Below are 20,564 nucleotides of genomic sequence, written 5' to 3' on the forward strand. Positions count from 1 at the left end.
AAACCAAGTCCAGAGTATCGACCCAGCCCGCGCGCGGCTCGTGCGGCGCGGGCATCATGGTTGTCGATGCCTCCCGACGCCCCGCGGTTCCGGCCGCCCCTGAACACCCTGAGCACCCGCGTGGTCATGGCCGGGGTGTTCCTGGGCGCCATCCTCGCGCTCGCCCTCAGTGTCACGTTCTCCTGGAGCGACTCGCTCGCCGGGGGGGCCGGGGGTGGTGAGGGCAAGCTCAACGCCGCGGCCGAGGAGGCGTTCCACGCCCCGCCCGGCAACTGCCTGACCTGGTCGGCGCCCGACGCCTCGGACGCGCACAAGGTGGCCTGCACCCAGCCGCACCTGTTCGAGGTGACGAGCATGATCGACCTCGGCGCGCAGTTCAACGCCGAGGCGCCGTTCCCGAGCCTCGACCAGTGGCAGCAGATCGCGCAGGACAAGTGCAACGGCGACGTCCGCCCGTACCTCGGCCACGCGCTCGATCCGTACGGACGGCTCACCACGAACCTGCTGCGCCCGACCGCGGAGCAGTGGGACGAGGGCGACCGCCAGCTGCGCTGCGGACTGCAGTGGAGCGGTCCCGGCGGCGGACTGCAGCCGACCACGGGGGCGGCCAAGGACCAGGACCAGTCGATGGTCTGGGCCCCGGGCACCTGCCTGGCGCTGGCCGGCAAGGGCATCGGCGACCCGACCGACTGCAGCCGCCCGCACTCGTACGAGATCATCGCGACGCTGGACCTGACCACGAAGTTCAAGGACGGCTACCCGAGCCTCAAGGACCAGGACACCTGGCTCGACACCGCCTGCGCCGACGCCGCGAAGACCTACACCGGCGGCGCGGACCTCGGCCAGAAGAAGCTGAACCTCGGCTGGGACCGGCGGGAGCAGGAGAGCTGGGACGTCGGCTCCACCAAGGTCAACTGCGAGGTCGCGGCCACCCTGCCCGACAAGAGCGGGTTCCAGGCGGTGACCGGCAGCGTCAAGGACACCTCGAAGGCGCCCGCGTCGTCCTCGGCTCCCCCCAGCTCGACCGGGGGCGGGTGACCGGTGCCGGTGGAGATGACCCGGGCCCGGTTCGAGGACCTGGTCGCGGAGGCCCTGGACCAGGTGCCCGCGCAGTTCGCCGCGGCGATGGACAACGTGGTCGTGCTGGTCGAGGAGCACAACGACGAGGCGCCGGACATCCTCGGGCTCTACCACGGCATCGCGCTGACCGAGCGCACCTCCGACTACGGCGGCGTCCTGCCGGACCGCATCTCCATCTACCGCCGGCCGATCCTGGGCCTGTGCGACACGGAGGCCGAGGTCGTCGAAGAGGTGCTGATCACCGTGCTGCACGAGCTGGGCCACCACTTCGGCATCGACGACGAGCGGCTGCACGAACTGGGCTGGGGCTGAGGAAACCGCGAGAGTGAAACACGGGCTTTCCCGATTCCGTGGGCCCGCACGCACTCGGACACGGGTATGTTCCCAATCCGGCCGATCCGGACTCGAACCGGCGGTCCGCCACCTACACTCTCACCAGCAGTGATGACCTGACTCCAGTGAGGTATCGCCGTGGGCCGATCGCGCGCTGACCACCGGCTGAGGTGGCTGCTGTCCTCGAGCGCGATGTCGAACCTCGGCGACGGCGTCGGCAAGGTCGCGTTCCCCCTGCTCGCCACCACGCTGACCCGCGACCCGGTGCTGATCGCCGGGCTGGCCGCCGTGCAGTTCCTGCCCTGGCTGCTGTTCGCCGTGGTCGCGGGCGCGCTGGTGGACCGCGTGGACCGGCGGCGGGCGATGGTGGTCGCGAACTCCGCCCGCGCGGTGGTCGGCGGCGCGGTCGCGGTGGTGGTCGCTTCCGGCGCGGTCAGCATCTGGCTGGTCTACGTCGCCGCCCTGCTGATCGGGACGGCCGAGACGGTCGCCGACAGCGCGGCGAACGCGCTCATCCCCGCCGTGGTCGGCGGCGACGATCTGGAGGGGGCCAACAGCAAGCTTCAGGCCTGCGAAATCGTCGGCCAGACCTTCCTCGGCGGGCCGGTCGGCAGCACCGCCTTCGCGCTCTTCGCCACCTTCCCGTTCCTGCTCAACTCGGCCGGTTTCGCCATCGCCGCCGCCGTGCTGCTCGGCCTCGGTGGGTCCTACCGGCCGAAGCAGGCCGAGCCGACGCGCTTCCGCAGCGACCTCGCGGACGGCCTCCGTTGGCTGCGCCGCAGCCCGCTGATGCTGCGGTTGCTCGCCGTGGCCGGGCTGCTCAGCCTGCTCAGCGAGCTGGCCCAGGCGCAGCTCGTGCTGTACGCGTTGGACGACCTCCGGCTGTCGGACGCCACCTTCGGGCTGTTCGCCTTCGTCGGCGGCCTCGGCGGGCTGGCCGGCGCCGCGCTCGCCCCGAAGCTGGTCCGCCGCTCCAGCCGGCGCGCGGTGCTGGTCGGCGGGGTGCTGTGCTGCGCCCTCGGCTTCGGCGGAATGGGGCTGACGCGCCAGCCGGTGGTCGCCGCCGGGCTGTTCGGGCTGTTCGCGGCGGCCGTGGTGGCGGTGAACGTGGTGCTCGCGACCGCGCGCCACACCCTGGTCCCGGGGGAGCTGCTGGGCCGGGTCCTGGGGGTCTGGCGGACGGTGGTCTGGGGCGTGATCCCGGTCGGCGCCCTGCTCGGCGGCCTGCTCACGGAGCTGCTGGGCTCGGCCGGACGGACCTTCGCCGCGTCCGGTGCCGGGCTGCTGGCCGTCACCGGCTACGCCGCGGTGTCGCTGCGCCGGTCCCCGATCGATGACAAAACGGCCTCATCGCGTCCGGTACTGCCGCTCGACCAGTGAATTCGGTGCTGAAATAGCACATCATCCGGTCCGGCGCGGAGGTTTGACCATGGCCACACTCGACGCCCTGCCGCGGCCGGACGACGACCGGCGGACCGAAGACCCCGAGGCCGTCTCCCGCGAGCGTCGGCCGCTGGTGCTGGCCACCGTCGCCGGATTCGTGCTCGGCCTCTGCGTGCTGGGTCTGCTCTGGACCCTGTCCGGCCAGCGCGGCGGGGCGAACGACGACGCGCTGGCCGCCTGCCAGAGCCTGCACCGGGCGGGCCGGTTACCCGACACGACCGGCGGTTACAGCGCCGCCGCCTTCACCCGCATCTCCGACGACTCGCGCCACCGGGTCACCGCCGCCTACGAGCTCGCGCAGGCGGCGGCCGACTCCGACGGCCGGTACCAACCGCTGGCGCAGAGCCTCGGCACGGTGAACCAGATGGTGCAAGCCAGCCGGTACGACAGCGTGGCCGGGCAGTCCGCCATCATCACCGTGCAACAGCTCTGCGCCCGCGGCTGAGCCGCCTGCGCCAGCGGCTGCCCCGGTCTAGGACCGGTGGACCGTCTTCACGCTGAGCTGCTGGCCGGGCAGCTTCGCGGCGGAGCAGCCCGTGCCCGGGTCGGGCAGGAACTTCGACGCGGTCTCCTGCGGCAGGTACACCCGCAGGCCCTTGACCGCGGTCGGCTTGCACGTGTCCGGGTCGAAGTTCCGCACGTTGACGAACTGGAGGTCGGCCGCCGCGGTCTGACCCGGGTTCAGCCGGATCGCCTCACCCTTGTCGCCGGCGCGGACCGCCGCCGGGCCGATCTGCTGCCCGTCGTTGCCGCCGACGTAGGAGACGCCGGGGAAGCCCTGGATGGTGCACGGCTTGCTGCTGGTGTTCTTGATGTCCAGCGGCCGGTAGCTGGAACCGGCGCCGGCGTCGCCCTGGCCCAGCGAAAGCGTGACGTCGTCGGCCTTGCACAGGCCGTTGTCCTGAACCGGGGCCGGATTGCCCGGGGCCCCGCCGGACGCGCTGGGCGAACTGGCCGGCGTGGACGGGCTCGAACTGGCCGTCGTCGCGGGCGGGGTGCTCGAGGTGGGCGCCGGACTGGACGAGCCACCGGACGCGGTGGTCGTGCCGCCGCCACCGCAGGCGGAAAGCAGCAGCGCGGCGGACGCGCCCGCTGCGGAAAGGAAAACCAGGGAAATCCGCGGTTTCTGGAAACTGGCCATTTCACTCGCCTCCCTGTGCTGGGTAACCACTGTTCAGTGGACGTGCGATCGCGACGCCGGGTTGCGTCGAGACCACGATTTCGTCACTTGACGGAAGGCGATCCGGACCGTACTTCCGGGTAGAACGTGGCGGCACACAGCGAATTTACAACAGGCGATCACGGTCCACCCGTTCAGCGAAGCGCCGGCGATCGGCGCGAACACGGCCGGTCACCCCCTGGGGCTGGCCGACGCGTGGTGACCGGTCCGCTGCGTTTTCACCCGAGCGGGTCTGGTGGATGGCGGTGACGGGCCGCAGCCGTCACAAAGGGGTGTCGATCCAGCTCAGGCAGCGCCAGGCGCCGTCCGGCTCGGCCAGCAGCTCGACGAAGGCGGTGTTCGGGATGAGCGCGCTGTTCGCGAGCTCAGGCGGCACGTTCGAGGCGAGCCACTCCGCGCCCAGCCGGATCGCGCCGCCGTGGCTGAACAACGCGACGATGGCGTCCTGACCGGCGGATTCGTGCTTCGCGCGCAACTGCTCGACCGCGTGGAGCATGCGGCTGCGGACCTCCGTGCCCGACTCGCCGCCCGGGATGCGGGCGTCCAGCTCGCCGCGGGTCCAGCGGCCGACCACCTGCATGTACGTCTGGATCGACTCGCGGTCGGTGTGGTCTTCGAGATCCCCGGCGGCAACCTCCTTGACCCCGTCGATCACCTGCACTTCCAGGCCCAGCGCCTCGGCCAGCGGCGCGGCCGTCTGCTGCGCGCGCACGGCCTGCGACGCGTACACCGCCACGACCGGTTCGCCGCCCAGCCGTCCGACGAGCGCTTGGGCCTGCTCTTGTCCCAGCTCGGTGAGCGGCGGACCGGGCAACGCCGTGTCGAGCGCGCCGCGGGTGTTGCCCGAGGTCTGGCCGTGGCGGATCAGCAGCAGCTTCACGCGCCCTCCCCCTTCACCACGGCTTCGGCCCAGGCCCGCGCGTCGAGGAAGTCCTGGTTGGCGGCGCCCGGCTCGACGCTGGCCGCGACCTGGTCGGCGCGCGGGTGCGAACCGAGGAACCGCAGGTGGCAGCGCCGGCGCAGGGCGGCCATGGCGTCGACGATCCGCGGCTCGGCCACATGGCCCTCGAAGTCGATGAAGAAGCGGTACTCGCCGAAGTTGTTCCGCGTCGGGCGCGCGTCGAGGCGCGTGAGGTTGATCCGGCGCACGGCCAGCTCCGCGAGCAGTTCGGCCAGCGTGCCGGTGCGGTTCACCGCCGCCGCGACGATCGAGGTCCGGTCCGCCCCGGTCGGGGCGGGCAGCTCGCCGGGCCGGCGGACCATGAGGAACCGGGTCTGCGCGTCCCGGACGTCCGCGACCCCCGTGGCCAGCACCGCCAACGGGTAGTGCTCCGCAGCGACGGGCGCGCAGACGGCCGCGTCGAAGTCGCCGTCGACCACGCCGACGGCCGCCCCCGCGGTGGAGGAGGACGCCACCGGCCTGGCGCCCGGCAGGTTGGCCTCGATCCATTCGCGGACCTGCGCGAGCGCGTGCGGGTGGCTGGCGACGGTCTTGACCTCGCCGCCGCCCGGGCGGGTCAGCACGCTGAAGTGGATGGGCAGGATCTTCTCGGCCACCGCGACCAGCGGGTCGCCGTCGCTGAGGCCGTCGAGCGTCGTGGGGACCACGCCTTCGACGGAGTTCTCGATGGGCACGCACGCCGCGTCGGCGGCGCCTTCGCGCACGGCCGCGAGCGCGAGCCGGACCGTCTCGTAGGGGGTCAGGTCTTCACCGGGCGCGAGCGCCCGGGCGGCCTGTTCCGTGAAGGTGCCCTGGGGGCCGAAGTACGCGATCCGCAACACCCCGTCAGGCTACTTACCCCGCGCGTGGCGACTTTCACTCGGACAGCCGGTACGCCACCCGGTTACGCCGGGTGGCGTTTTTTGCCATGCTGGAAGGGTGACCGCCGAATCGGGCACGCACACCGGACGCGAGGACACCGGCCTGCCGGTCCCGCCGCGGACGCCGGAACTGGTGTTGTGCGCCGTCGATGAACCGCTTGCCGCCGCGTGGACCCGGGCGCTGTCCACCCTCGCCGAACCCGCCGGCCGGGTCCGGGTGCACCGGGGCTCGGTGCTCGACGTCCTGGCCCAGGCCGTGGTCAGCCCGGCGAACTCCTACGGCTGGATGCGCGGCGGGATCGACGCGGTCTACGCGCGGGCGTTCCCCGGCGTGGAGCAGAGCGTCCGCAGCGCGGTTCTGGCTTCCTACGGCGGAGAACTGCCGATCGGCGAGTCCGTGATCGTCCCGACCGGCGAGGCCGAGCCGGCCTGGCTGATCAGCGCGCCGACGATGCGCGAGCCGGGTGAGACGCTGCCCGCCGACACCGTCCACCCCTACCTGGCGGCGCGGGCGGTGTTCCTGCAGTGGCAGCACGGCCGGCTCGATTCCGGGCCCGTCCGCGAACAGGTCACGACCATCGCCATGCCGGGTCTGGGCACCGGCTTCGGCGGGGTGTCCCCGGCCGCGTGCGCCCGCCAGGTGGCGGCGGCGTGGGAGGAAGTGTTCGGCCACCGCCGTCACCCTCGGTGATCAACCACCGGGGATGACCAGGGCGGGTGCATCACATCACAGGGCGTTCACGTGCGGTTGGCCCTACCGTTAGGGGCGCAGGAGAACCGCATTTGACGACGGAGCCAGCGCAGGCGACGGCCGAGGAGTGTGCGATGCCACGGGTCCGTGAACTCAGCCCCTACGTCGAGTTGCACCGGGAGCAGTGGCGTGAGCTGCGCAGCTCGACCCCGCTACCGCTGACCGCCGACGAGCTGCTGCGGCTGCGCGGGCTCGGCGAACAGGTCGACCTGGCCGAGGTCGCCGAGGTCTACCTGCCGCTTTCGCGCCTGATCAACCTGCAAGTGAAGGCCCGCCAGCAGCTCTACGAAGCCACCACCACGTTCCTCGGCGAGGACTGCCGCCGCACGAAGGTCCCGTTCGTGATCGGCATCGCGGGCAGCGTGGCGGTCGGCAAGTCGACCACGGCCCGCCTGCTGCGCACCCTGCTCGCCCGCTGGCCGGACCACCCGCGCGTGGACCTGGTCACCACCGACGGCTTCCTGTACTCGCGGGCCGAGCTCACCCGGCGCGGGATCATGCACCGCAAGGGCTTTCCGGAGAGCTACGACCGGCGCGCGCTGCTGCGGTTCGTGACCGAGGTGAAGTCGGGGGCCCCGCACGTGTCGGCGCCGGTGTACTCGCACCTCGCCTACGACATCCTGCCCGGTCAGGAGCAGGTGGTGGAGCGGCCGGACATCCTGATCATCGAGGGCCTCAACGTGCTTCAGCCCGGTCCGCGGCTGACGGTCTCGGACCTGTTCGACTTCTCCATCTACGTGGACGCGCACACCGGCGACATCGAGCACTGGTACGTGGAGCGCTTCCTGAAGCTGCGCCACACGGCGTTCTCCGACCCGGCCTCGCACTTCCACCACTTCGCCGGACTGCCCGACGACGAGGCCCGCGAAGAGGCCCGGCACCTGTGGAGCACGATCAACGAGCCGAACCTGATGGAGAACATCAAGCCGACCCGCCCGCGCGCCACCCTGGTGCTGCGCAAGGACGCGGACCACACGATCAACCGCGTCCGGCTCCGCAAACTCTGACCTCCGGCGGTTCACCCACACGGCCGGGGGCGGGTCACCCTGGGCTGGCCGATCGGCCGATCCGGGGACGGGTTTCGTAACCGGTTGGCCGATACCGGGTCCAGCACGGGAAAGCGACCCTGAACTCACCAGAAGTTCAGTTGACCTGGGGAGGAGGCCACGATGTTCTCGATCATCATGACCTGGGCCGGCGCCGTGCTCGGTTTGACCCTGCTGGTGGCCATGGCCGCGGGCACCTTCGTCGTCGACTTCGACGAAGCCCTGCGCGAGCGCCGCTTCAAGGCCGCCGAGGCCGTTCCGGGTCCGACGAGTCCGTGAGGGCCCCGGGCCGGGGAGACTTCACGGACGCCGCCAGGGCCCCGGATCAGACCTGTTCCAACGCTTCCCGGTAGCCGTCGAGGTCGTAGTCCAGCCGGTCCTCCCCGGTCTCCTCCAGCTGTCCCTCCAGCACCGCGACCAGCTCGCCCAGCACCTCGTCGCGGGACAGCCCGCGCTCGGCCAGCCGCAGCGCCGCCGGCCAGACCTCCTCCGGGGAGTCCTCCCACAGCTGGTCCACCAGGGTCGTCTTCAGCGCCAGGTGCAGCCGCGGCTGTCCGTCGAACGAGTCGTCCGCCAGGGACTCGTGGTACTCCGGGTGCTCGCCGATCACCAGCAGGCGCCGCTGCTCCGGGTCGGCCGGGTCGAGGTCGGTCAGCTCCTCGTCGCCGATCACCGTGTCCAGCGAAGGCACCGCGAAGCGGCGGCGCTCGACCACGGCCAGCACCTCCTCCGGGGCTTCGGTGCCGTCGAGGTAGTCGTTCGGCTCGTCCTCGTCCGGCTCGTCGGCGAGGTACTCCTCCAGGTACTCGGTGACGTCCGCGACCAGCGCGGCCACCGCGACCTCCGACCGCCCGTCACGCGCGGCCGCCCACGCGGCCCACGCCAGCACCACCGGCGCCAGCGCGTCCTCGTCCTCCAGCTCGTACTCGCCGCCGAGCAGCGCTTCGAGGAACCGCGCCAGCTTCTCCGGGCCGACGCGCAGCGGGTCGGCCGGCTCGGTGCGGCACCCGTGGTCCACGAGCAGCCGCGCGATCTCCCGCTCCGGCTGCCCGGAGGCCGCGACGAACTCCTCCACCGCCGCTTCGCGCTGCTCGGGCGTCCACTCCTGGACCGCCGGGGACTGCGACGGTTCAGGCAGCGCCCGGCACCAGGTCAGTGCGATCGCGTGGAACCGCGCGTAGTCCGCGCCGACCTCGGGCTCCTCCATCCCGTCGGTCTCGGCGATGCCCTCGACGAGCAGGCGGTGCGCGTCCTCGGGTTCGACCTTCTCCAGCACCACCAGCTCCGCGTCCTCTGCGGCCTGCGCGCGCATCTCGGCCAGCACCTCGATCGGTGCGTCGATCACCACGAGGTCGCGCACGCGTCCGCGCTCGGTGAAGTCCAGCAGCGCCAACAGGCCCAGCGTCGCGTCGCCGCGGGAGAACACGCAGAGCAGCGAGGACTCGTCGCCGTAGACGTCACCGGTGCGCCAGCACTCGCCGACCGTCACCCGGCCGGCCGAAGCCGCCCACTCCGGCTCCGGGATGCCGCGGCTGAGCACCACGGCCAGCGCGTCGGCCGCCGCCGCACGCTCCTCCTCGGTCTCCGCGACGACCTTCAGCGCGGCCAGCAGCGCCGCCGCCCCGGGCGTGATCTTGCGCTGCGCGAACGCGATCAGCTCCAGCCCCAGCTCCTCGTCCCCCTCGACCGCCAGGTCCCACCACTGCCCGAGCACCTCGGAGGCCAGCAGCTCGACGTCGAACGGGCCGGGCTCGGCCGCCAGCCCGGAGAAGTCCCGGAGGACGTCCTTGAACAGTCCGTTCACGCTGGGCGCTGCGGGCTGCGGGTTCTTCTTGCGGGCGCGACTCACCGGACTCATGCCGACCATCGTTGCATCGAAGGCGAGGGCACGGACCCGCGGGAGCTCGCCGCCGCCACGGATCGGTGGTTTCAGCTGGTCAAGGCATCCGCGCCGGGTGGATTACGCGGTTTGGGCAGGGCGATCCGGGCTGCGCGCACCTCGGCGATCAAGCGCGTCTTGCGCCGGTGCGCGGTCACCAGATCGGCCAGGTAGCCGGTGAACTCCTCCGCCGTCCCAGCGCGCTTGTGCAGCGTCCGCAGCTTCTTCAGGTGCTTCGCCGCTTCGCGGTAGGACTGCGGGTCCTTCTGCTCGATCAGCCGCTCGATCTGAGTGCGGTAGACGGGAATCGTCTCGGCCGGATGCTCGGCTTCGCGCAGCGCGGCCAGCTCGACGCGTAGGTCCAGCGAGCCACCGAAGCGCACGCAGGCACGCCACGCCTCGTCCGGCCGTCCTTCGGCGAGCAGGGACCGCGCCAGCTCCTCGGCGCCCTCCTCGTTCTCGCCCGCGCACTCGCGAAGCAGCTTCAACGCGCCGACACGCTGTACGGACCAGACGCCGGCCTCGACTGCGGCCTCCCGCAACGCGATGTACGTGACCTGCCCGGGCTCAGCGTTGAACTCCTTGCGGCGCAAGGCAACCGTCTCGTCCTCGGGCTCCGGCGGCGCGGGCGCCTTGTGCGGGGTGAGCGCGCGTGCGGCGTGCGCGATGGCCTCACTGTGCCGTCCGGCCGCGCGAAGCACCCGCACGATCTTCAGGCTGACGTCCACCCGCGGCGGCTTCGCGGACAGGATGGCGACGAGCCCGTCCACGTCCCCGCGAACCTCGGCCAGCTCCTCCAGCATCCGCTCCGCGACCTCGCGCCGGTACCCGGTGGCACCACCGGCCACGATATCGTCCACAGTGGACTTGATCCGGTCGAGCCCGGCCTCTCCCAGCGCTTTCGCGAACTCGGCCAGCTCGATCGCCGGACGCCCGCGACCGTCGAACTCGGTCTCCAGGATCCAGTCGGCCAGCCGGTCCGGGTCCGGTGGCCGCGCGGCGCAGGCCCGGGCGTACAGCTCGACCGCGCGCTCCAGCCGGTCGCCGAGGTCCCCCGACGGATCCCCGGACCGTTCCAGCACCTCGCCGATGTCGTCCACCGTCCGGCGCGCCAGCGGGGCCAGGTCCGCGCGGCTGCCCGCCTCGAGCAGCCGTTGCAGCGTGTCCAGCACGGCCCCGACCTTCGCGGTGTACTCCACGTTGCTGCTCGACACCGCGGTGTCGAGCAGCCGGTGCGCCTCCGTGACGTCACCGGTTTGAGTGACGGCGCGCAGTTCGAGCGAGTGCTGTAACTCAGGGTCACGCCGGGCCTGTTCGTAGAGCAGCTCCGCCAGCGTCTCCGCGTCCAATGTACGCAGGTAGGGACGCAGATCGGGGGGAGCAGTCACGCGGACCAGTCTGCCGTACGGCGTCCATCGGGCGTGTGGGCCAACCGCGTGCTCTTTCCGGAGTAACCGCGTACCGCCGGTGACCGCCCCGGGCCTGCGGAAACGGGCCCGCACCCGCCGTGGTACCCAGTCCCGGTGAACCTCGAAGAGCTCATCCAGCGCTTACGCGACTTCGCCGCCGCCCGCGACTGGGAACCGTTCCACACCCCGAAGAACCTCGTGATGGCGCTGTCCGGCGAAGTGGGCGAGCTGATCTCCTTGTTCCAGTGGCTGACTCCCGAAGAGGCCGCGGCCTGGCGCGACGACCCGGCCCTGGAGTTCGACGTGCAGGACGAAATCGCCGACGTCACCCTGTACCTGGTCCGCCTGGCCGACATGCTGGGCATCGACCTGCTCGCCGCGGCCAACGCGAAGATCGACCGGAACGAGACGAGGTTCCCGCCGCTGGAGCGGTGAGCGGCGCTACGAACGGCCGGACGCCGCGTCACCACTGCTCTCCACCAGCCACCCGCCGAGCAGCAGCCCGACTCCGATGGCGGCGAAGATGATTCCGGCGACCACTCCGCTCCCGCCGAACATCGCGATGACAGTGACGAGCATCAGGAACAGCCCGATCCCCATCATGACCCAGCCGGCGGCCTTCGCCACCTTCCCCGTGGGCTGACGCGCCGGGTTCGCCAGCCCGGCAGGCGGTTGCTCGCGCGAAGCGAGTCGACGCGTCTCCTCCGGCGTTGGCCGCCGGTCGGGTTCCTCCGGCAGCGACCTCGGCTCCCCCGGCGCCGGCGCTACCGGCCACGCGCCCGGCGTATCCTCCGCCTCGAACCCCAACGCCATCACCGCTTCCCCCACCGGCACCACCGCGGCCCCCAGCTCGGCCGCGCGTGCCAGCCGTGGTTCCCCCGGCAGCACGCTGTCGTCGTGCGCGAGGTGCGTGACCGAGGCGGTCAGCTTCCTCGCCAGTTGCACCCCCTCGGCCAGCACACGGGCGCGCAACCGGTCCGCCGCCGCCGTCGTGCCGAGGACCAGCACGCGCGTCACCCTGCCGGCCGCCGTGGGACGCAGGCCCGCGACCACCTCCGGCACACCGAGGGCCGCCGCGACCTGACGCAGCTCGCGGTCCTCGGCCACCGTCACCACGCCGTCCGCCTCGGCCACCGAGCGCAGGGCGGACACGAAACCGCCGTGGATGCGCCGGACGTCCGGCTCGGCCAGCCCGCCGTCGGCCGCGAGACCGGCCAGCGCCCACACCTCCGCCTCCGAAAGGTGCTGGTCGGCGACGGACTCCGCGAGCAGGTCGAGGTACGCCTGCGCCACCGTCGCGTCCGAGGGCCCGGCGACGACCCGGTCCACCACCTCGGACATCCAGCCGTACTCCACGGCGTCGGCCTCCGGACGGCGGAGGATCCGGCCGCCGGAGGCGAACCTCGGCCACTCCGGGAGCGCTGCCGGTTCCGGGAAACGCAGTCCGTGCGCACCGACCAGCGCCGTCACCACCTGCGCGCACACCTTCGCCGAAGCCGAAGCGAGGTACGGCGGGTAGTCGCCGAGGCCGAGCGCCCGCGCGACCGTGCCCAGCCGGTAGTTCGGCAGCCGCAGCTTTTCCCGCGCCGCGCGCAGCGTCGAAATTCCCGGCGGCACCGGCAGCCGGACGTCCGACCTCGCGGCCTCCGCGGTGAGGAACCCCCAGGTCGACTCCAGGTCGTGCGCGACGACCACTGCGCCGCGGCACAGGTCGAGCAGCGGCCCGAGCACATCACCGAACGACGGCGCCAGGGCCAGTTCGGCCCCGTCGATCCGGTGCGGCCCCGGCGGCACCGCGCACCCGGGCGAGACGAGCGTCGCCAGCTCCCCGCGCACAGTCCCGTCGGCCCGGACCCGCACCGCCCCCAGTTCGACGACGCGGCCGGTGCGCAGGCCGGTGGTCTTCACGTCGATCGCGGTGAAATCGATTTCTGCCATGGCCAAAGCACTTTCTCCCGAAGATCCTCGACTCCCCCGTGACGATAACCCGGGATCCGGTGGTCAAAAATGGACAGTTCCACGTCAGCTGCACGTCATCGTCCTGACCGGACGGTTTTTCTCGCGAAAGTGTCCCCAACGGACGGCCCTTGAGGAGCGAGGAATCCCATGCACCCGAACCCCGCGAAACGAACGCGTTTCCCGAAGTGGCTGCTGGCCGCGCTCGGCGTCTTCGCAGTCCTGTTCGTCCTGGGCGCGATCTTCGGCCGGGCCCCCGAACCGCCGACGGCCCGGCCGGTCGCGGCCCCGGCCTCACCCCCACCGGTCACCTTCACGGTCGACAAAGTGACCGACGGCGCCACCCTCGAACTGGCCGGCAGCGACGGCACCCACCGCACGGTGCACGTCCTCGGCCTCACCGTCCCCACCGGAACGAACTGTCACGCGGCGGAAACGCAGACCTGGGCCACCGCCGGACTCGTGGGCAACGCGGTCCGGCTGACCACCGACACCGCCTCCGGCGTAGCCCTGACCCTGCCCGACGGCACCGACTACGCCACCGCCGCGATCACCGGCGGCTTCGCCAAGTACGCCACCGACGCGGTCTCGACCTCGCTCCGAGGGCTGCAGGACACCGCCAAGCAGTCCGCCGTCGGCCTCTGGTCCGCCCCCTGCAACGGCACGATCGACGCGCCGACCCCGGCCCCGCCCGCGCCGCCAGCCACGCCCGCGCCCCCGGCGGCTCCTCCGGTCGTCGAAGAAACCACGGCCCCCGCTGAAGAACCGGATCCGGCGCCGGACGATCCCGCTCCCGTCTACTACAAGAACTGCGCCGCCGCGAAGGCCGCCCACGCCGCCCCCTTGCACGTCGGCGAGCCCGGCTATCGAAAAGCCCTGGACCGAGACGGCGACGGCACCGCCTGCGAATGACCACGCCGCGAGAGGAGGGGGCGAAACGGGGCCTGGCCACGTTTCCACCCGTCCGTGGCGTCGGGCACGGACGGCGCCCGCCGCGCCCACGTACCCCGTAACCTGGTGGTATGCCGATCCAGGTACTGCTCGTCGATGATCACGAACTGGTCCGCCGCGGCCTGCGCGACCTGCTCGGTGACGAGACCGACATCGAGGTCGTCGCCGAGGCCGGCAGCGTCGAAGAGGCGCTGGCGGTGGCCATGCACGTCGAGCCGGACGTGGCCGTGGTGGACGTGCGCCTCGGCGACGGCGACGGCATCACCCTCTGCCGCGAGCTGCGGTCGAAGCCCAGCCCGCCGGCCTGCCTGATGCTCACCGCGTTCGACGACGAGGAGGCCATGGTCGGCGCGATCATGGCGGGCGCCTCGGGGTACCTGCTCAAGCAGGTGCGGGGCCAGGACGTGGTCAACGCCGTGCGCGAGGTCGCCGCCGGCCGTTCGCTGCTCGACCCGCTCAGCACCGCCCGGGTGCTGGACAAGCTGCGCCACCCGCCCACCGACGACCTGGCCGCCCTCACCGAGCGCGAGCGCGACGTGCTGGAGCTCATCGGGCAGGGCATGTCCAACCGGGAAATCGCCGAACGCCTCTTCCTGGCCGAGAAGACGGTGAAGAACTACGTCACCTCGGTCCTCGCCAAGCTCGGCATGCAGCGCCGCACCCAAGCCGCCGCCTGGATCGCCCGCCGCGGCAAGTGACGCCGCTACGGTCGCGGCAGTCCGGCTCAGCGAAACCGACCGACTGGCCGATGGACGACCGTCCTCCGTCACCGACCGCCACAGTTCAAGCCGGTCCGACGACGTGATTTCACTCGTTCGAGAGTCGAATGCCTGTTCGATTTTCTTATATCATTTCTTTCGGACGCCGACGATGGCCACAGGAGCGAAAGGAGCGCCCCACATGACGCGCGAAGGCTAAAGCCCGCCGAAGAGCACAAGCCGGAACGTTGTGGACCGCAATGGCACGAGCCCGTGCGTGTCACTGGTCCAGGGGAAGGTCGAAAGCGACGAGAGTGCCCAGGCTCGGCGAGGAGTTGAGGAAGAACTTCCCGCCCGCGGCTTCGGCCCGCTCGGCGAGATGACGCAGGCCCCGGGTGGCCACGCCTTGAGGCACTCCGGATCCGTTGTCGCGCACGCGGAGCTTCACTCCCTCGGCGTCGCGGGTGAGGGAGACGCGCGTCTCGCTGGCGCCCGAGTGCCTGACCACATTGGACAGTGCCTCTCGCAGAGCAGCGCGGATGTGGTCGGCCGGCACGGCGGGCACGTCGGCGAATTCGCCGGAGAGTTCGAGGGTGGGCGGGTAGCCGAGCAGCTCGCCGGCGATCCGGACTTCGCCGCGGGCGGACTCGGCCAGGTCCGCCGGCGTGCCGGTGTCGTGCCGTGGCTCGGGTGAGCGGAGCGCCCGGACGGTGCCGCGAATCTCCTCGATGGTTTGGTCGAGCTGGTCGATGGCGTCGGAGAGCCGGGCGCCGTCCGCTTGGGCGAAGCGCTTGCGCATGTTGCGTCGGACGCGGTCGAGCTGCATGCCGGCGCCGTAGAGCCGCTGCACGATCACGTCGTGCAGCTCGCGGGCGATGCGCTCCCGCTCCTGATACAGCGTCACGCGGTGGCGCGCGTTGGCGCCCTCGGCGAGCGCGAGCACAACACCCGCCTGCGCCGCGAAGGCCGCGAGCATCTCGACGGTTCCCGCGGAAAACGGTTCGCACCCCTGTTTCCGGTACACCGTGAGCGCGCCCAGTACCCGCCCGCCGGAGCCGAAGGGCGCGGCCGCGAACGGACCGTATCCGCGCAGCTCATCGGGCACGTACGGCGCGGTACGCGGATCGACGAGAAAGTTGTCGCTGGCCACGGGCTCGCCCCCGCGCGCGACCCGCCCGGCCGCGGAATCGGCGGGCAGGGTCAGCCCGCGCAACGCGCCTTCGGCCTCGCTGACCTCGTGCGCGGCCTCGACCACGACCCGCCCGTCGTCGGCGCTGACCATGGCCAGCCCGAGATCGGCGTCGGCCAGCTCGGCGGCGCGGGCCACGACGGTGTCCAGCACCGCCTCGGGGTCATCCCCGGAAAGCGCGGTACTGGTGATCTCGGTAGCGGCGGACAACGCGCGCGCGGCAAGGGTCGGGTCCATGAGCAACACCGACCCTAGCGCGAAGGCCCCGCCCCGGCCCGAAATCGTGACGGTCACCAACCCACCCCAGCATCTTCGGCGGCACGGACCTCACCACGCCCCCGGGCTTCATCGGTGCTGCGCGGAACACCTCGCGGCCCATCCTCATCAGCACCGTGCCGGGTACCTCGCGGCCCGTCCTCAAGAGCACCATGCGAAGTGCCCAGCGGCCTATCCTCATTGGCTGCATCGGCGACCGGACCCTTCGCTGTCTGCCGTTCACGTTCTTCGTCGGCGGAGCGCAAAAAGCCGGGCGGCTCATTCGCCGGAAGAACACCACATTCGTCCACCGCGCAGAGCTGAGCCTCCCCGGGGCCGCGGGCAACATGGGTCGCGGGGGTGGCCCGGCGCCGGACTCGGCCGTCGCGGACTTCGTAGATGATGTCGGCTGTACGAGCCTCGTCCGCAGTGTGCGTCACGTGTACGACGGTGCGCCCGGCCAGTTCGCTGCGCAGAGTGCGGCGCAACGCGCGGGCGGTTGGCTCGTCGAGATGGGCGGTCGGCTCATCGAGCAGGACCAAATCCGCCTCAGGAACGGCCAGCAACGCCCGGGCAAACGCGACTCGTTGGGCTTGCCCCCCGGACAGTCCAGTGCCGGCGCTGTCGAGCATCGTCGACGGCGCGAGCTCCGGCAGTTCGGCCAGCTTCAGAACCCGCCGCAGCTCGGCTTCGGTCGCGGTGGGATTCGCGAGCCGCAGGTTCTCCGCAACGGTCGTCGAGACCAGCATCGGCCCCTGCGGTGCCCAGGCCACCCGCTCCGGCACCACGACGTTCCCTTCCCGCGGAGCCAGGAATCCCAGCAGAGCGGCCACCAGGGTGGACTTTCCCGCGCCACTGGCCCCGACCACTGCCACATAGCTCCCCGGCTCGACCTCCAGGTCGACCCCGTGAAGCACCACCTCCCCGCCCGGCCAGCCGAACGCCGCACCCCGCAGCCGAACACCACCGGCGCTCACCTGCGACAGCCCGCCTTCCACACCCCGGACCGCCGACGACGAATCGGTATCCACAGCCCCAACCAAGCGCGAGCCGGCCCCCACAGCCCGAACCACCGAGCCCGACCCACCATCCACACCCTGGCCCGCCAAACCCGACCCGCCATCCACACCCGGGTTCACCGAGCCCGCATCGGCATCCACACCTGGGGTCACCGAGCCCGATTCAGCATCCACAACCCGAGTCACCAAGCTTCCGTCGCTATCCACACCTGGGGTCACCGAACCCGACTTGGCACCCACAGCCCGAGTCACCAAGCCTGACCCGGCATCCACATCTGGGGACACCGAACCCGACTTGGCATCCACAGCCTGAGCCGCCAAACCCGATCCGGCATCCACATCTGGGGACACCGAACCCGACTCGGCATCCACAACCTGAGTCGCCGAGCGCGCGTCGGTATCCACAGCCCGGGCAGCCGAGCGCGACCCGCCATCCACAGAGCCCGCACCCTCGTTCCCCGGCAAAACCCGGCCCGAAACCACCTCCGCCAGCCGCAACCGGGCCCGGCGCAGGGTGTCCCAGTGAGCGGCCGCCGGAGGCAGCAGAGCCAGGACCTCCGCGAGCGCCAGTGGCACCAAAGCCAGCAACGGCGCCAGCACCCCCGACAACCGCCCCGTCGCGACGGCTTGGCCGGCCAGGATCGTGCTGACCACCGCGGCCACGCCCGTGGCCAGGACGATGACCGCGTCGCCCGCGCCCGCGCCGAAAGCCTGGCGTCGGGTATCCGCGGCCAGGCGCTCGTCCAGCGCAGCCAGGTCCCGGCGACGCGCCGACGCCGTGCCGTAAGCCAGTAGCTCCGCCGACGACGAGAACAGCACCAGCACCCGCGCGGCCACGTCGCGGCGGCCCGCCGCGAGCGCCGAGGTCGCCCGGCGCTCCGCCCGCAAGGCGACGGCCGGTGCCAGCAGACCCAGCACCACGGCCCCCGCCAGCACCAGACCCGCCGACGGCAGCACCCACGTCTGCACCGCGATCGCGCTCACCACCACCAGCCCCACCACGATCGGCGGCGAAACCACACGGGGCAGCAGGTCCCGGACCGTGTCCACATCCGCCACCAGCCGCCGTTGTCCCTCGTCCGCGCCGAACCCGCGCGCCGGACCGAGCCGGACGAGCGACTCCCACAACCGCACCCGCAGCCGTCCGGAGATCCGGAACGCCGCGTCGTGCGTGACGAGCCGCTCCACGTACCGCAGCCCGGCGCGGCCGAGGCCGAACGCGCGCACCCCGACCACCGCCACGGTCAGCGTGAGGATCGGCGGCTGCAGCGACGCCGTCGCGATCAGCCAGCCGGACGTCGCCGTCAACGCGACCCCGGCCAGCAACGCGAGCGCGCCGAGCGCCGCACCCGCAAACAGCCGCCGGTCCAGCAGCAGACGCCAGGCCAGCGGCCGGTGCGAGGAGTCCAAGGAACGACGAGATTCGTTATGCGGCAAGGATTCTTCGACGACGTCCAGCGCCGCCGTTCGCTCGTGGGCCGCGATCACCGCCGCCGCCCCACCGTCCACCGCCCGCTGCACGGCGTCCAGGACCCGCGCGGCGTTCGCTTCGTCGAGATGCGCGGTGGGCTCGTCGAGCAGGAGCAGCCACGCCCCGGAACGAACCTTCACCAGCGCCCGCGCGACCGCCACCCGCTGCCGCTGCCCCAGGGAAAGCCGCTCCACCGGCCGGTCCGCGAGCCCGTCGAGCCCCAGCTCAGCCAACACTTCGTCGACCCCATCAAGCTGTGGCCCACCGGACGCCCCAGCGTCCCCGGTCCCACCAGCCACCTCACTGAGCCCGGCCCCGCCAGCCATCTCAGCTACCCCACTGAGCTCAGCCACCTCATTCACCCCACCGAACCCGACCCTGCCAGCCGCCCCATTGAGCCCGGTCCGACCAACCATCTCAGCTACCCCACTGAGTCCGACCTCGCCAGCCACCCCATTCACCCCACCGAGCCCGGCCCCACCAGCCGCCCCACTGAGCCCAGTCCCATCAGCCGCCTCGCCGCTCACCGGCCCACCAGCTGTCCCACCGGGTCCGGCAAACCTCAACCCACCAGCTACTTCGCCGACCCCGTCAAGCCTCGACGCACCAGCCGCCCGACCAGCCCCATCGGCCCCCGGTCCACCAGAGACCCCACTAACCCCGTCCAGCCCGTTAAGCTTCAGCTCACCAGCCGCCCGGCCAGTCCCACCAGCCCCCGGCCCACCAGCGACCCCACCGAGCCCCGGCCCGCCGGCCGCCTCGTCGACCCCGCCTGACCTCACCCCAGCCGGTGCCAGTTCCTCCCGCACCGTGCCGCCGCTGAAGACCGGTGACTGCGGCACCCACGCGACGTCGCGGCGCCAGCGTTCCAGGTCGACGTCGGCCAGTTCGACCGCGTGCTCGTCACCGATCGTCACGGATCCGTCGTACGCAGACACAAAACCCAGCAGCGTGGCCAGCGTCGTCGACTTGCCGCCGCCGCTCGGGGCGCGGAGCCAGACCGTTTCACCGCGGCGCACCGAGAACGTCTCGCCATCGGGCGCGAAACCGCCCCGACGCGCAACGCTCAGGTCCGACACCATCAGTGATCCACAGGGTGCGACCTGCGTCCCCACCCTGTGGACAGGTTCGGCGAGCACGGCCGTGACCCGGCGCACCGCTTCCACCCCGTCCTCACTGGAGTGGAAGGCCGCACCGACCGCGCGCAGCGGTTGGTAGCACTCCGGCACCAGGATCAGCACCCCCAGCCCGATGGCCAGCGGCAGCGAGCCCGACACCAGCCGGACGCCGATCACCACCGCGACCAGCGCGACCGAAAGCGTCGCGGCCAGTTCCAGCACGAACGCCGACGAGAACGCGACCCGCAACGTCTTCAGCGTGGCGCGACGGTGCCGTTCGGACAGCTTGCGCACGGTCTCGGCCTGCGCCTCCGCCCGGCGGAACGCGGCCAGCACCGGCAGTGCGCGCACGAGTTCCAGCAGCTGTCCGGACATCCGGTGGACGGCGTCGGTCGCGCCCGCCACCCGGTCCGCGGTGTACTTGCCGACCAGGATCGCGAACATCGGCAGCAGCGGAACCGTTCCCGCGACGATCAGCGCCGACGGCCAGTCGGTCCACAGGATCGCCGCGCCCGCCGCGAGCGGGACCACCGCGGCGGTGACCAGGGCCGGCAGGTATTCGCGGAAGTATGCGTCGAGTGCGTCCAGGCCGCGCGTGACCAGAGCGGTGAGCTCGCCGTGACCGCTGCGGGCCAGCCATTCCGGACCGAGCCGCAGCGCGTGGTCGACGACGCGGGCGCGCAGGTCCCGCTGCGCGGTGGCGGCCGCCCGCGCGGAGACCACCCGCACCGCCCACCCGGTCAACGCCCGGCCCGCGACCAGCGCGAACAGGGCGGCCAGCTGGGCGGTGCGGCCCCCGATCCCCGTGGAGACGATGGACGCCAGCACGTCGGCCAGCAGGAAGGCCTGCGCCACCAGGAAGGCCGCGTGCACCACCGACAACGCCGCGACCAGGATCAGTGCTCGGCGCGCGGCCGGCCCGAGGGCCGGGGGCGCGCCGAGCGGACCCTTGCCCGGCCGCACCG

Annotated in this window: 18 protein-coding genes; 10 read left to right on the forward strand and 8 right to left on the reverse strand. The window is 72.0% G+C overall.

Translation table 11 applies throughout. From position 1 onward, the window contains the following. The first annotated feature begins 66 nt into the window (after positions 1-66). The 4 genes from NYF13_RS05155 to NYF13_RS05170 all read left to right on the forward strand — a co-directional run bounded on the left by NYF13_RS05155 (position 67) and on the right by NYF13_RS05170 (position 3,301). On the forward strand, positions 67-1,038 hold the full coding sequence (locus tag NYF13_RS05155; RefSeq protein WP_315654485.1) for a septum formation family protein: 972 nt from the start codon (positions 67-69) through the stop codon (positions 1,036-1,038). A gap of 3 nt (positions 1,039-1,041) precedes the next feature. Next, a complete protein-coding gene (locus tag NYF13_RS05160; protein ID WP_315654486.1) occupies positions 1,042-1,392 on the forward strand; it encodes a metallopeptidase family protein in 351 nt (116 codons plus the stop codon). A 159-nt stretch (positions 1,393-1,551) separates the two neighbouring features. Further along, positions 1,552-2,793 carry an MFS transporter gene (locus tag NYF13_RS05165; RefSeq protein WP_315654487.1) on the forward strand — a complete coding sequence of 414 codons (1,242 nt, stop codon included), beginning with the start codon at positions 1,552-1,554 and terminating at the stop codon, positions 2,791-2,793. A gap of 49 nt (positions 2,794-2,842) precedes the next feature. Next, positions 2,843-3,301, forward strand: coding sequence for a hypothetical protein (locus tag NYF13_RS05170; RefSeq protein ID WP_315654489.1), 459 nt, complete (start codon positions 2,843-2,845; stop codon positions 3,299-3,301). Between the two features lie 27 nt (positions 3,302-3,328). On the opposite strand, the gene NYF13_RS05175 is transcribed toward NYF13_RS05170, so the two are convergent. From NYF13_RS05175 to pheA, 3 genes are all read right to left on the reverse strand, one after another. Then, positions 3,329-3,997, reverse strand: a complete 669-nt coding sequence (locus tag NYF13_RS05175) for a DUF4232 domain-containing protein (protein WP_315654490.1) — start codon at positions 3,995-3,997, stop codon at positions 3,329-3,331. Positions 3,998-4,298: 301 nt separating this feature from the next. Then, on the reverse strand, positions 4,299-4,916 hold the full coding sequence (locus tag NYF13_RS05180) for a histidine phosphatase family protein (protein ID WP_315654492.1): 618 nt from the start codon (positions 4,914-4,916) through the stop codon (positions 4,299-4,301). Next, positions 4,913-5,818 (reverse strand): prephenate dehydratase, encoded by a 906-nt coding sequence (gene pheA / locus NYF13_RS05185; protein WP_315654493.1) that lies wholly within the window; start codon positions 5,816-5,818, stop codon positions 4,913-4,915. The genes NYF13_RS05180 and pheA overlap by 4 nt, the downstream gene beginning before the upstream one ends. A gap of 97 nt (positions 5,819-5,915) precedes the next feature. Here pheA and NYF13_RS05190 point away from each other — a divergent pair, with 97 nt between their 5' ends. From NYF13_RS05190 to NYF13_RS05200, 3 genes are all read left to right on the forward strand, one after another. Continuing rightward, a complete protein-coding gene (locus NYF13_RS05190) occupies positions 5,916-6,548 on the forward strand; it encodes a macro domain-containing protein (RefSeq protein WP_315654494.1) in 633 nt (210 codons plus the stop codon). A 134-nt stretch (positions 6,549-6,682) separates the two neighbouring features. Continuing rightward, positions 6,683-7,615 carry a type I pantothenate kinase gene (gene coaA, locus NYF13_RS05195; RefSeq protein ID WP_315654495.1) on the forward strand — a complete coding sequence of 311 codons (933 nt, stop codon included), beginning with the start codon at positions 6,683-6,685 and terminating at the stop codon, positions 7,613-7,615. Positions 7,616-7,777: 162 nt separating this feature from the next. Continuing rightward, positions 7,778-7,933: a hypothetical protein gene (locus NYF13_RS05200; RefSeq protein ID WP_315654496.1), complete on the forward strand. Its 156-nt coding sequence runs from the start codon at positions 7,778-7,780 to the stop codon at positions 7,931-7,933. 46 nt (positions 7,934-7,979) lie between these two features. Here the strand turns inward: NYF13_RS05200 and NYF13_RS05205 are convergent, their stop codons facing one another. Together NYF13_RS05205 and NYF13_RS05210 are read right to left on the reverse strand one after the other, a co-directional pair. After that, positions 7,980-9,512 carry a hypothetical protein gene (locus NYF13_RS05205; protein WP_315654498.1) on the reverse strand — a complete coding sequence of 511 codons (1,533 nt, stop codon included), beginning with the start codon at positions 9,510-9,512 and terminating at the stop codon, positions 7,980-7,982. Positions 9,513-9,583: 71 nt separating this feature from the next. Beyond that, positions 9,584-10,921, reverse strand: a complete 1,338-nt coding sequence (locus NYF13_RS05210) for a DUF6880 family protein (protein ID WP_396286582.1) — start codon at positions 10,919-10,921, stop codon at positions 9,584-9,586. A 135-nt stretch (positions 10,922-11,056) separates the two neighbouring features. On the opposite strand from NYF13_RS05210, the gene NYF13_RS05215 reads away from it, so the two are divergent. Continuing rightward, positions 11,057-11,377 carry a nucleotide pyrophosphohydrolase gene (locus NYF13_RS05215; protein ID WP_315654500.1) on the forward strand — a complete coding sequence of 107 codons (321 nt, stop codon included), beginning with the start codon at positions 11,057-11,059 and terminating at the stop codon, positions 11,375-11,377. A 6-nt stretch (positions 11,378-11,383) separates the two neighbouring features. Here NYF13_RS05215 and NYF13_RS05220 read toward each other — a convergent pair whose 3' ends face one another. Next, the gene (locus NYF13_RS05220) at positions 11,384-12,880 is read right to left on the reverse strand and encodes a 3'-5' exonuclease (protein WP_315654501.1); all 1,497 of its coding nucleotides are present in this window, start codon (positions 12,878-12,880) and stop codon (positions 11,384-11,386) included. A gap of 168 nt (positions 12,881-13,048) precedes the next feature. On the opposite strand from NYF13_RS05220, the gene NYF13_RS05225 reads away from it, so the two are divergent. Together NYF13_RS05225 and NYF13_RS05230 are read left to right on the forward strand one after the other, a co-directional pair. Next, complete coding sequence (locus tag NYF13_RS05225) at positions 13,049-13,810, forward strand: excalibur calcium-binding domain-containing protein (RefSeq protein ID WP_315654502.1); 762 nt, start codon at positions 13,049-13,051, stop codon at positions 13,808-13,810. 110 nt (positions 13,811-13,920) lie between these two features. After that, the gene (locus NYF13_RS05230) at positions 13,921-14,547 is read left to right on the forward strand and encodes a response regulator transcription factor (RefSeq protein WP_315654503.1); all 627 of its coding nucleotides are present in this window, start codon (positions 13,921-13,923) and stop codon (positions 14,545-14,547) included. A gap of 280 nt (positions 14,548-14,827) precedes the next feature. Here the strand turns inward: NYF13_RS05230 and NYF13_RS05235 are convergent, their stop codons facing one another. Next, positions 14,828-15,973, reverse strand: a complete 1,146-nt coding sequence (locus tag NYF13_RS05235) for a GAF domain-containing protein (protein WP_315654504.1) — start codon at positions 15,971-15,973, stop codon at positions 14,828-14,830. A 53-nt stretch (positions 15,974-16,026) separates the two neighbouring features. Beyond that, on the reverse strand, positions 16,027-20,562 hold the full coding sequence (locus NYF13_RS05240; RefSeq protein WP_315654505.1) for an ATP-binding cassette domain-containing protein: 4,536 nt from the start codon (positions 20,560-20,562) through the stop codon (positions 16,027-16,029). Between the last annotated feature and the right edge of the window lie 2 nt (positions 20,563-20,564).

The sequence above is a fragment of the Amycolatopsis sp. PS_44_ISF1 genome (assembly GCF_032335455.1).
Lineage (GTDB): Bacteria > Actinomycetota > Actinomycetes > Mycobacteriales > Pseudonocardiaceae > Amycolatopsis.